11 protein-coding genes are annotated in these 11,779 nt (G+C 52.1%); 3 read left to right on the top strand and 8 right to left on the bottom strand.

From position 1 onward, the window contains the following. Positions 1-7: 7 nt before the first annotated feature. The 4 genes from C9J01_RS15290 to pilM are packed head-to-tail and all read right to left on the bottom strand — an operon-like array spanning position 8 to position 2,710. A complete protein-coding gene (locus C9J01_RS15290; RefSeq protein ID WP_107299023.1) occupies positions 8-538 on the bottom strand; it encodes a pilus assembly protein PilP in 531 nt (176 codons plus the stop codon). Next, a complete protein-coding gene (locus C9J01_RS15285) occupies positions 535-1,125 on the bottom strand; it encodes a type IV pilus inner membrane component PilO (protein WP_107299022.1) in 591 nt (196 codons plus the stop codon). Before C9J01_RS15285 ends, C9J01_RS15290 begins: the two co-directional genes overlap by 4 nt. Beyond that, positions 1,122-1,691, bottom strand: coding sequence for a PilN domain-containing protein (locus C9J01_RS15280; protein WP_107299021.1), 570 nt, complete (start codon positions 1,689-1,691; stop codon positions 1,122-1,124). The genes C9J01_RS15285 and C9J01_RS15280 overlap by 4 nt, the downstream gene beginning before the upstream one ends. Continuing rightward, positions 1,688-2,710 (bottom strand): type IV pilus biogenesis protein PilM, encoded by a 1,023-nt coding sequence (gene pilM / locus C9J01_RS15275; protein ID WP_107299020.1) that lies wholly within the window; start codon positions 2,708-2,710, stop codon positions 1,688-1,690. Before pilM ends, C9J01_RS15280 begins: the two co-directional genes overlap by 4 nt. Positions 2,711-2,860: 150 nt before the next feature. On the opposite strand from pilM, the gene C9J01_RS15270 reads away from it, so the two are divergent. Beyond that, positions 2,861-5,389, top strand: a complete 2,529-nt coding sequence (locus C9J01_RS15270) for a penicillin-binding protein 1A (protein WP_107299019.1) — start codon at positions 2,861-2,863, stop codon at positions 5,387-5,389. Positions 5,390-5,471: 82 nt separating this feature from the next. Here C9J01_RS15270 and oxyR read toward each other — a convergent pair whose 3' ends face one another. After that, positions 5,472-6,374 (bottom strand): DNA-binding transcriptional regulator OxyR, encoded by a 903-nt coding sequence (gene oxyR / locus C9J01_RS15265; RefSeq protein WP_107299018.1) that lies wholly within the window; start codon positions 6,372-6,374, stop codon positions 5,472-5,474. Between the two features lie 178 nt (positions 6,375-6,552). On the opposite strand from oxyR, the gene C9J01_RS15260 reads away from it, so the two are divergent. Further along, the gene (locus C9J01_RS15260) at positions 6,553-7,254 is read left to right on the top strand and encodes a glutathione peroxidase (RefSeq protein ID WP_107299017.1); all 702 of its coding nucleotides are present in this window, start codon (positions 6,553-6,555) and stop codon (positions 7,252-7,254) included. 128 nt (positions 7,255-7,382) lie between these two features. Next, positions 7,383-7,613, top strand: coding sequence for a DUF3624 domain-containing protein (locus C9J01_RS15255; protein WP_107299016.1), 231 nt, complete (start codon positions 7,383-7,385; stop codon positions 7,611-7,613). 129 nt (positions 7,614-7,742) lie between these two features. Here the strand turns inward: C9J01_RS15255 and argH are convergent, their stop codons facing one another. The 3 genes from argH to argB form a co-directional block, all read right to left on the bottom strand. Further along, positions 7,743-9,620 carry an argininosuccinate lyase gene (gene argH / locus C9J01_RS15250; RefSeq protein ID WP_107299015.1) on the bottom strand — a complete coding sequence of 626 codons (1,878 nt, stop codon included), beginning with the start codon at positions 9,618-9,620 and terminating at the stop codon, positions 7,743-7,745. Between the two features lie 59 nt (positions 9,621-9,679). Next, entirely contained in the window at positions 9,680-10,888 is a 1,209-nt protein-coding gene (locus C9J01_RS15245) for an argininosuccinate synthase (RefSeq protein ID WP_107299014.1), read from the bottom strand. 99 nt (positions 10,889-10,987) lie between these two features. Beyond that, positions 10,988-11,779 (bottom strand): acetylglutamate kinase, encoded by a 792-nt coding sequence (gene argB / locus C9J01_RS15240; protein WP_272898723.1) that lies wholly within the window; start codon positions 11,777-11,779, stop codon positions 10,988-10,990.

Here is an 11,779-nt window from a genome sequence, read left to right as displayed (position 1 = left end):
TACTCTGCTATTTTAGCGACGCCAATTTCAATGTTGTTGGGAGCTTCAGCCAGCAGCCTTCCCCATCCGGCATAATTTGTTCAACCGCAATCTCACTTGCACTCACACTCGTCACCCGGCCATGGTTCCGGCCGATATAGCTCCCTTCTCGTACCTTGGCTAAAGCACCCTCGGGGGTATATATCAAGGCCCACTCCTTGCCAGTACCACCAATGACACCACGCATACTTAGCTCCTCCAATGTAAAGCTTTCTAGTAACGAGCTGCGTTTTCTTAGTTCAGGTTGCCAACATAACTTACCGCCATCCGGCTCAGGCAAAGGCGACTCTGGCTTAGGATGTTGAAAAGGTACCCGCTCACTGCTCATAACGAAGACTTCCGCCTGAAAAATCGGCTGCTCATCCAAAGGCTCGACGTCGGCCACCGTCTGTTGGTATGTTTGCTCAATAAACTGTTCGACCGGGCTATCATTGGCGTGACACCCCATCAACCCCAGCCATAGCCCTAAACCAAGAAATGATTTACTTCTATCTTTCATCGTCCCTCCCCGGCCGGCGCCTTGAAGCGATAAGTTGTGGCTGATACCTTGAGCTGCAGCAACTCTTGCTGGGGTTGGCTCCAGCGCAAGTCGATATCTTTCAGTGATACGATTCGAGGTAATCGGGCAATATCGGCAGCAAAACGGCCGATATCTTCATAATGGCCTTGAACATTGATATTCAGCGGCAACTCGAAATATAAAGGGTGCTCAATCCGCGCGGCCCACTCAATACGATGGAACTCAAGCCCATTACTCACTCCAATATCATTGACGCTGGCTAATAAGCTAGATAGCTCATCTTCTTCAGGTAGCTGCTCCACCACCTGATGGTAGCGTTCTTGAAGCATCTCCACCTGTTCACGGACCTTCGGCAATGCCGCAACCTGGCTAGCTCGCCGGATCAACTGCTGGCGCAACTCATGCTCTTGAGACTTAAGGTGATCTAAGGTATCGAGCTGAGAAGAAGTCCAATACCAATAGCCCGCAGCCATGATCAAGCAGGCAACGACCAAGGTTACAAGCAACTGAGCAGGCAACGGCCAGTCTGGCATTTCGTCAAGTTCTAGATCTTGCCAATCAATCATTCTCCCTCCTCGCTCCCAGTCAGAGGTTCTGAAACCAACACAAAGGATGCATTAAAACGGATAAGCGCCTGCTTCTCGTTAGCACGTACTATCGAGTGCATAGTTACATCATTCACCCATTCGGACTGTTCAGCATTGGCCAACAAGGTTGCCAAGTGACCATTGGACTCCCCCTGACCACTGAACTTGACCCGGCTTCCTGTCAGCGTAATCTCTTCAAGATAGACGCCTTGGGGCACCAAACCGGGTAACACGCTCAGCAACCGGGTGATATGGTTACGGCCTTTCTGGATGTCCGTAATCACTGATAACCGTTTAAGCAAAGCATCACGCTGGGCATCCATCTCTGGCAACAAAGATAACTTGGTTTCCAACACGGTAATTTCCTGCTTTATCCGGTTATTACGCTGTTTCTGCAGATCTATCTGGCCATCGAACAACCAGTAGCTTAGGCCTAAAAGTAGCCCTCCTGTCAGCACCGCCCCCCCAAGCATCAATCCAAATCGTTGCCTATAACGCTTTTGGCTTTGTTCCCGCCACGGTAATAAATTGACCTTCGCTATCATTTGCTACAACCCCGAATCGCCAAACCAGCAGCAATCGAAAACTGTCCAAAAGATTGCCCTTCCAAAGCCAAATCCAATTTGGCAGAGCGGCGAAAACCAGCCAATGGCTGTATCTTTTGCACCGAAACCGATAGCATCCTTGCCAACATTTCCTCGGCAACATATTCCATACCAACACCACACAACCAAACGCCCTGTAAGGGGGTACGCGGATAAGTCGTACTGTACAGCTGTAACTGGCGCTTTAGCTGATCAGCCAATTGCTTAGTAAATTGCTCAGCTTTGTCGCTAATGCCTCCCGTAAAGAAAGGCTCCTCACCCGCGACAAGCTCAGAACCGGACAGCACTTCACTGCCAAACGACATTTCTCGGCGATAAACCGTTCCTGCCGGGCTTTGGATCCCTATTGCGGTCGCTTTCTCACCAATATCGACAATCCCCCAGTTCCCTTCGCGGCCTTGTCGTTTAGCTTGATAGTGCTCGAGCCAAACCAAGGCATGGGTCTGCAACTCCATGATTTCTGGCTCGAAACGGGCTTGGCGCATCACTTCAACCCGGCTGTCGATGGTCTCCTTGCGAGCGGCATAGACTTGAACAGGATGAGTTTGGCTCGACTCGCTCAAATGTTCTGGGAACAAGCCACCTGCCATCGGAAAAAAGTCCAGCCGGAGTTCTTCGATAGGAAACGGTGATGAGGCACTAATAGCCTGCTCTACGGCAAAAAGTGATTCTTCTTCAGTGAGGTTGCTATCAAGCTGAATCACCTTACTGATAATTGCGTTATCAGGTAGCGCCATCACCACTTTACGGGCCCCGAACGGCAGGCTTTTTTTTAATTTACGCACGGCTGACAACAAAGCAGGGCTGATTACGCTATTCTGCTTATTTAATACTGGGGCGCGTAATCCCACTTCGGAGAAAGCAACTAGCTCAAGCTCTGTTTTTTTCTGCCTCAGCACTACCGCTTTAATGCTGTGATGGCCGATATCAATCCCAATAGTTAGTGGGTTCCGAAACATACCGTGCTATGCTCCCTTTTTAGACAGAAAAGCAAATTACTTATTTAAAACAAACACCAGCAATTTAGTGTTAAATTTCCTCGAGTTACCTTTATACTACTAGTGGAAACTGATGAAACGCGTGAATGCTGGTGTAACGGGAAATCTCAAGTGAAGTTCATAAAGCGATTACTCATACTTGCAATTGTTTGCATAATTCTTGGAGTCACTACAATTTTTGGCTTTTACCTTTATGTAAAGCCAGAGTTGCCTGATGTTGCCACATTGAAAAATGTTGAATTACAGACACCTATGCAGGTTTTCAGTGCTGATGGTAAATTGATCTCCCAGTTTGGTGAGCAACGCCGCATCCCACTGACGCTTGATGAAATTCCGCCGCAAATGATCAATGCGGTCCTGGCGACTGAAGACAGTCGCTACTACGACCACCCGGGGATCGACCCTATCGGTATTGCCCGTGCTGCCTTTGTCGTAGCAACGTCTGGCTCAGCCAAGCAAGGGGCAAGTACGATCACCCAGCAGCTTGCGCGTAACTTCTTCCTCACCAACGAGAAGAAGATCATGCGTAAAATCAAAGAGATTTTTATCGCCATCCATATCGAGCAGCTGTTGACCAAGGATGAAATCCTTGAGCTTTACCTCAATAAGATTTACTTAGGCTACCGTGCCTACGGTGTCGGCGCTGCAGCACAGGTGTACTACGGCAAGGAAGTCAGCCAGCTAACACTGAGCGAAATTGCCGTCATTGCCGGCCTGCCAAAAGCACCTTCGACCATGAACCCACTCTACTCAGCCAGCCGTGCAACGGCGCGCCGTAATGTGGTATTAGGCCGTATGCTGGCCGAAAACCACATCACCCAGGCCGAGTTTGACCAAGCGCGTGCCGAGCCAGTCGTTGCCCGTTACCACACCGCCGAAATTGAGCTGAGCGCGCCATATTTCGCGGAGCAGGCCCGTGCATGGATGATCAACCGCTACGGCGAGGATGCCTACACCTCAGGTATGCGCGTCTTCACTACCGTTGATCCAAAGCTGCAAAATGCAGCCCAGCAAGCCGCTATCGACAACCTTTTGGGCTATGACCAGCGCCATGGTTTCCGCGGTGCAGTAGAGACACTCTGGAAGCCAGATCAGGCGGTGTGGTCAAGCGAGCAGATCAACGACCACCTTGCCAAGCAACCTACTTACGGCCAGCTTATCCCTGCAGTCGTGATTAAAGTGGAAGGTAAGTCAGCCGCAGTGCAGGCAAAAGGTGGCGACCAGCACACCCTCGAGTGGGATGGCATGAAGTGGGCCCGTAAGTTCATTACTGACAACCGCCAAGGGCCTGCACCGAAGACCGCCAGTGACATCCTTGCAGCAGGCCAGCAAATCTGGGTTCAGCAGCGCGGCGAACACTGGGTACTGAGCCAAGTCCCTGACGCCAACACAGCATTTGTCGCGGTCTCGCCGCAAGACGGTGCGGTGAAGGCGATGGTCGGTGGTTTCAACTTCGTCCATAGCAAGTTCAACCGTGCAACCCAATCAATCCGCCAGGTTGGCTCGGCAATTAAGCCATTTATCTACTCGGCAGCGCTGGATAACGGCATGACACTAGCTAGCTTGGTCAACGATGCACCAATCAACCGTTGGGATCAGAGTATGGGTACCGCATGGCGTCCGAAGAACTCTCCTCCTACATATAACGGCCCAACCCGCTTGCGTATCGGTCTAGCCCAGTCGAAAAACGTCATGGCGGTTCGCGTACTGCAAAATGTTGGTCTGGACGAGACCATCGACTTCCTGACCCGCTTCGGATTCAAGAAGAAAGACCTACCACGTGCAGAACCTCTGGCACTGGGTGCCGGTAGCCTGACCCCGCTGGAAGTGGCACAGGGCTTTGCCGTCTTTGCCAACGGTGGCTACTACGTGGAGCCTTACTTCATCGAACGTGTTGAAGACCCAAATGGAAACGTGGTTTACCAGTCTAATCCGACCGTAGTGTGCAACGATGAGTGCCAACAGCAACAAGGTCTTACTGCCCAGCAGCAACCTTCAAACCCAATCCTGAGCGATATTGCGATTAGCGAAGAGAGTTTGGGTGATGAGCCGCAGCAACAGGGCCCTCACTACGCCCAACAGGTGATCTCAGAACAAAACGCTTTCTTGGTACGTGAAATGCTAGAAAGCAACATTTGGGGTGGCGGTGACTGGCGTCATGGCACAGGTTGGAACGGAACCGGCTGGCGTGGCCAGGTACTCAAGCGCCGCGATGTCGGTGGTAAAACGGGGACAACCAATGACTCAAAAGATGCTTGGTACTCTGGTTTTGCTCCGGGGATCGTAGCGACAGCCTGGGTTGGCTTTGATGACCATAGCCGCAACCTTGGCCGTACCGCATGGAATAACAACCAGGATAAGGACCAGATCTCCGGCGCCGAAGCAGGTGCGAAAACAGCACAGCCTGCATGGATCGAGTTTATGAAAGAAGCACTGGAAGATGTCCCTGCCCAGCGTAAGCAGCTGCCAGAGCACATTATCCAAGTCCGTATCGACCGCGATAGTGGTAAGCTCAGCAGCCAAAACGATTACACCTCTATGTTCGAGTACTTCGAAGAAGGCACTGAACCCACTGAATCAGCCAGTGATTCAGCCTCTGAGGGAATATTTGAATCAGATAGCTCTGACGAGCTGTTCTAGGGCAACCCCAAGCCACAAACAAAAACAGAGCGCCCTGCGCTCTGTTTTTTTATCTATACCATTTAGCTTTCGTGTATCGGACTTAAGATACAGGAAGCTGCTCTTCCAGATGTGACTGGATCAGTTCCGCGAGCTTCTCATAACGCCCTTTGAGCGGCGACCCCGGACGGTATGCCAAGGTAATTAAGCGGCTCGGCACGGGATCTTCCGCAGAGATGTAACATACCCCGTCCCGGCGGTGTTCTTTTGGCGTGGCCAGCTTTGGCATCAATGTGATCCCGCTACCCGCTGCCACCATATTTCTTAGGGTTTCCAAACTGGTCGCCTTGAAACTACCGTCCTCCTGAGCTCCTGCGGCAAAGCAGAACCCCATCGCCTGATCGCGTAGGCAGTGCCCGTCTCCAAGCATTAACAGCGTATGGCCGTGCAACTCGTCCATCGGCAATGACTGAAGTTCAGACCATTGATGATCTTCTGGCACCGCCAGTACCATCGGCTCATGGTACAAAGACAGCTCAATAAACGGCTCACTCTCTTTGACAGCAGCCAAAATAATACAATCCAACTTACCGTCTTCCAGTTGCTGTACCAGCTGGTGGGTTTGCGCTTCATGCAGGAACAACTCCAGTTCCGGGAAGTTGGTTTTGATCTTGGGAATAATGTGCGGCAACAGGTAAGGCCCAACTGTCGGGATAAAGCCAATATGCAGCGGCCCGGACATACTGCCGCCTTGCTCGCTGGCCAGCTCGGTCAGTACCTTAACCTCCAACAAGACTTTCTGCGCCTGCGCCACCAGTGCCAATCCGGCATCGGTAAAAAGTACCTTGCGGCTGGTACGCTCTAGTAAAGCAACGCCCAGCTCTTCTTCCAGTTTGCGGATCTGGCCGCTCAAGGTCGGCTGGCTGACAAAACAAGCTTCTGCTGCTTTGCGGAAATGCTTGTGCTCGGACAGCGCCACCAAATATTCGAGATCCCGGATATTCATCACTCACCACATCGATAGAAATTAGCTATCAAAACCATAACACCAAACGATTAGAGCTATCAATGTCAAATTTGCATAATCCCCCTACCAACAGGGAGCAATAGAAATCAGACTCCAGTTGCTAAAACAACGAATTTAACGAGGATAAAAGATGTTCGAATCCTAAGAAGGCCAAGCTATCCCTCAGGTGACTTTCCACACTCGCCAAGGCGATCAGTGGGTAGACGTGACAACACAAGAGCTGTTTGCGAACAAGACTGTCGTTGTGTTCAGCCTACCCGGTGCTTTTACCCCAACGTGTTCTTCAAGCCACCTTCCTCGTTATAACGAACTTGCTTCGGTATTTGCCGAACATGGTATTGACGACATCCTATGCGTTTCTGTCAACGATACGTTTGTCATGAATGCATGGAAAGCCGAACAGGAAGCCGAAAACATCACTTTTATCCCAGACGGCAACGGCGAGTTTTCAAAAGGCATGGGCATGCTAGTCAACAAAGAAGAGCTTGGCTTTGGTGCTCGCTCTTGGCGCTACAGTATGTTGGTGAAAAACGGCGTCATTGAGAAAATGTTCATCGAAAACGATGAGCCGGGCGACCCGTTCAAGGTGTCTGATGCCGATACTATGCTGGGCTATATTGCCCCTGAACACCAGGTTCAGGAGTCCATTACGGTCTTCACCAAGCCGGGCTGTTCTTTCTGCGCCAAGGCCAAACAAACCCTAATCGACAAAGGTGTGGACTACGAAGAAGTCGTGCTAGGAAAAGATGCGACGAGCGTCAGCTTGCGAGCGATCACAGGCCGTAGCACGGTACCTCAGGTATTCATCGGCGGTAAGCACATTGGTGGCAGCGAAGAGCTGGACAAATACCTCGGATAATACCAACCCTATAACAACTACCTCTCCCTTGCACTACCGACAAGCCCTCTTCAATGAGGGCTTTTTTTATTCCCGCCAAATCCCAACGAGGATACACTACCGGTAGGAAGAAAAAGGAGAATACCCCGATGGGATGCCAAGCCTGTACTCGTTCTGCCTTCTGGCAGAAATTAGGCCGATGCCGACGCTGTATCCGCAAATTATCGGTCCTGAGCCCGCTTAGCTGGATTGCTTGGTTCATTTTCTACCGCCACCAACCCACGACCATCGAGGCCATCACCCTTTTTGTCGCGGCAGGCAGTATGACCCTGCTGCTACTTGCCCATGGCCTGCGCGCCTGGCAACTCAGAAGCAACTGACACCTCGGAAGCAAGTGACACATCAGAAGCGAAAACCGGATAAAAAGAGCCCGACATAGAGCCGGGCCAATAGACTAAGAGATTTCACTTGTTTTTCGGAAGTTCACCCGGAGGTTCATCCTCGGTGGCTTATGCCACGTTGACTGTTGGGATGACCTGCTCCTGATCCATCCGGACTTCCAATGCCACTTCATCACAAGCATGCTGGCGTGGACAACGGTCACAATCTTTCATCACCTTCTCAGGCAGCAGTGACTTCGAGGTCGGGACAAAGCCTTGTTTCATGAAGAATTCCGGCACACGGGTTAGCACAAACACTTTCTTGATGGCCATCTGCCCGGCTTTCTCTATCAAGTGCTCGACAATCGCCTTGCCCTGCCCCTGATGCTGCCAGCCGGCTTCCACACCCAACGAGCGGATTTCGGCGAGGCCAGAATCGTAGACATACAGTGACGCACAACCGGTGACCGTACCGTGGTGCTCGGCTACAGCAAAGGAGCCGATATCGCGCACCAACTCGTTACGCATCCGAGGTAGGTTTTCACCCAGGCCAGACCAATAGGCCACCATCCCTTCGATAGCATCGAGGTCGGTCAGGCGAGCGCCTCGTACCTTGACCACCGGTGAGTAGCGTTTCTCAAGACGTTTCTCCGCTTGGTCAATGGCAAAATCAACCTGGTTTGGCGCGACCCCACCGAGGGCACAACGTTTTTCAAGGCATGACTCGATTGTCAGGATCGGATAAACATCCTCATCAATCACTTCGGAGAAGGCCTTCATTTCGGCCAGCGACAACTCTTCAAGCGCACACCCTTTCTCTATCGCGGCGACAACAGCGACACCGACGATATGGTGGGCTTCACGGAACGGGATCCCTTTAGCCACGAGGTAATCCGCTAACTCGGTAGCATTGGAGTAACCCTGCATCGCCGCTTCAAGCGTCCGGTCCTTGTTAACCTTGATCCCTTCAAAGCACAGTGCAGCCATTTCCATACACTCGTACCAGCTGTCGAGGGCATCGAACAGGCCTTCCTTGTCTTCCTGCATGTCCTTGTTATAGGCCAGCGGCAGCGCTTTGACGGTCATCATCATCCCGGTCATCGCTCCGTAAACCCGACCACATTTACCCCGGATCAGCTCTAGTGCATCCGGGTTTTTCTTTTGCGGCATCAGGGACGAGCCAGAAGTTACCGTATCGGCCAACTCAATAAAGTTAGACTCACCGGAGTTATAGAAGATCAAATCTTCTGCCATCCGGGACAGGTGCAGCATAGAAATCGATGCCGTCGACAGCAATTCCATCACATGGTCACGGTCCGACACCGAGTCCAAGCTGTTGCGTGTCGCACGCTGGAAGCCAAGGCTATGGGCCAATACCTCACGGTCAATCGGGTAAGCAGTACCTGCAAGCGCACCGGAGCCAAGCGGACAGGTATCTAGCCTGTCCAGCGCATCAGACAAACGTGAGTAGTCACGCTCGAACATCTCAACATATGCAAGGCACCAATGGGCAAAAGTCACCGGCTGTGCCCGCTGCAAGTGGGTATAACCCGGCAAAACTGTCGCCTGGTGCTGGCGAGCTACAGTCACTAGCTGATTCTGAAGCTGGTCGAGCATCAGCAGCAGTTGCTGCCCCTGCTGACGACACCATAGTTTAAGATCTGTCGCTACCTGGTCATTACGCGAACGACCGGTGTGGAGCTTCTTGCCGAGGTCCCCGACCTTGCCAATCAGCTGCTGCTCGACCCAGCTATGGATATCTTCAGCATCGGAGCGCAGGATCTGCTTCGGGTCCTCCATCACCGCCAACTTAAGCTCATTGAGTGCCAGCTCGAGGCGCTGCTGCTCCTCGTCAGTCAACACATTGACCTGGCGCAGCGCCTTCGACCAGGCGATCGAGCCGACGATGTCCTGCTCCGCCAAACGGTAATCAAAACGCAATGAGTCGTTGAACTGCTTAAACCGTGTGTCAGCCGCCTGACTGAACCGTCCGCCCCATAGTGCCATGGCCTTTCTCCTATGTATCTTGCTCGACTTGCTCGTTATTTATAATGTCGTGGTCCGGATTATTTCTTTTGTTCGTTCAGCGCACGGATACGGCTTGCCAACGAGTAAAGGCGGATAAAGCCACCTGCATGGCTGTGATCGTAAACCTCGTCCTCACCGAAAGTCGCGAACTCTTCGGAGTACAAGCTATTGGCCGAACGCTTCTGTACCACCGTAGCTTGGCCTTTATACAGTTTAACGACAACCTCACCGCTCACATCTTGTGACAGCTCTTGTGCCGCAGCCAGCAAAGATTTGCAAAGCGGCGTGAACCAACGGCCATCGTAGATCAGGTGTGATGCTTTCAGGCCAATGCTCTCGCGGAACTCAAACGAATCTTTGTCCAGTACCAACTGCTCTACCGCACGCAGGGCTTCATTCATGATGGTGCCACCCGGGGTTTCGTAACAGCCACGGGATTTGATGCCAACAAGGCGGTTCTCGACGATGTCGATACGGCCAACACCGTGCTCGGCCCCTTTCTCGTTGAGGTAAACCAGCGCGTTGTAAGGTGACATGGCTTCACCGTCTACAGCCACAATCTCGCCTTTTTCGACTAGGATAGAAACCTGCTCAGGTTTTTCCGGCGCATCTTCAGGATCCTTGGTCCAGACCCAACACAGTTCATTCGGCTGGTTCCATGTCTCTTCTAGCACACCGCCTTCAGTAGAGATATGCCAGGCATTGGCATCACGAGAGTAAATTTTTTCCAGCGAAGCAGTACAAGGGATATCACGCTCGGCCAGGTAATCCAGCAGGGCTTCACGGCTACGCAGGTCCCATTCACGCCATGGTGCAATCACTTCTAGCTGAGGAGCGAGTGCCGCGTAGGCGCTTTCGAAACGGACCTGGTCATTACCTTTACCGGTACAGCCATGGCAAAGGGCATCAGCACCGACTTCAAGTGCACACTCAACCTGCGCCTTGGCAATAATAGGACGGGCCATCGAAGTACCCAGCAGGTATTTGCCCTCGTAAATCGCACCAGTCTTCAAGCTTGGGTAGATATAATCCTTAACCATCTCTTCTTTCAGGTCGGCGATGTAGCAAGCCGATGCACCAGAAGCCAAGGCTTTCTCCTCGATGCCTTCTAGCTCTTCTTCACCCTGACCGACATCGGCCACGAATGCCACGACTTCACAGTCATAGTTTTCCTTTAGCCAAGGAATGATTGCCGAGGTGTCCAGACCGCCGGAATAAGCCAATACCACTTTATTTACTTTGCTCATAACTCTCTCCTGATTGCCTGTTCGACGGTCTTCCCGCTCAGGCTTTATCTCAATCCGTGTGTACTAATGTGTGTCTTAATTGGTTCTTTACCGCGGGCACTAGGCCTGCGGAGAAAATTTAGTCCCGATGCTCTGGCCATCAAACAATGCCGCCAACTTGTCCGGGTAACGCCAAGTCGCCACTTCAATCGAGCGCCCCAGGGCATTGGCAGCTTCGAAGGCAGCGCGTACTTTGACGACCATGCCATCGGTGATCACCGCCTGGGCAATCAGGGCTTCAGCCTGAGGCTCAGTGAGTTCGCTGATCAGCTTGCCCTTACCATCCAATACCCCGCTGACATCGGATAGCAGTACCAATTCGCCATCAAGTGCTGCCGCAACGGCCACTGCCGCCTGATCGGCATTCACATTCATCAACTGGCCGTTGGCATCAAGGCCAATCGAGCTGACAATCGGTAAGAAACCCGATGCCATGATTTGGCTTACCAAGCTGCTATCACCCGGTTCCGCCTTGCCCACAGAGCCAAGTTCAGGGTCCAGCTCAGTGACTTTGCATAGGCCTCCGTCAGCCAAACTCAAGCCGACAGCAGGTACACCTGCTTTTTGCGCCTGCCCTTGTAGCAATTTATTGGCTGTACCTGCCAAGGCTCCTGCGATGTAAGGAATTTGATCAGCCGGTGTAACCCGCAACCCTTCTTTTTTCACTGTTTCTAGTTGCAACTTAGCCATCAGATCATCGACCAGGTAGCCGCCGCCATGTACCAGCACCAAAGGACGCTGCGCTTGTTTCTGGTAGGCACTGATTGCGCCGAACAATTTCTCCAGGGTCTCACCGCAAGACAGTACGGCACCACCGAGCTTTATAACCAAAGGGACCTGACTCATCGCTAT

Source organism: Photobacterium rosenbergii (genome assembly GCF_003026455.1).
Taxonomy (GTDB): Bacteria; Pseudomonadota; Gammaproteobacteria; order Enterobacterales; family Vibrionaceae; genus Photobacterium; species Photobacterium rosenbergii.
Note: the sequence above shows the minus strand (reverse complement) of the source record. Positions and strands in the feature narration are given on the sequence as shown.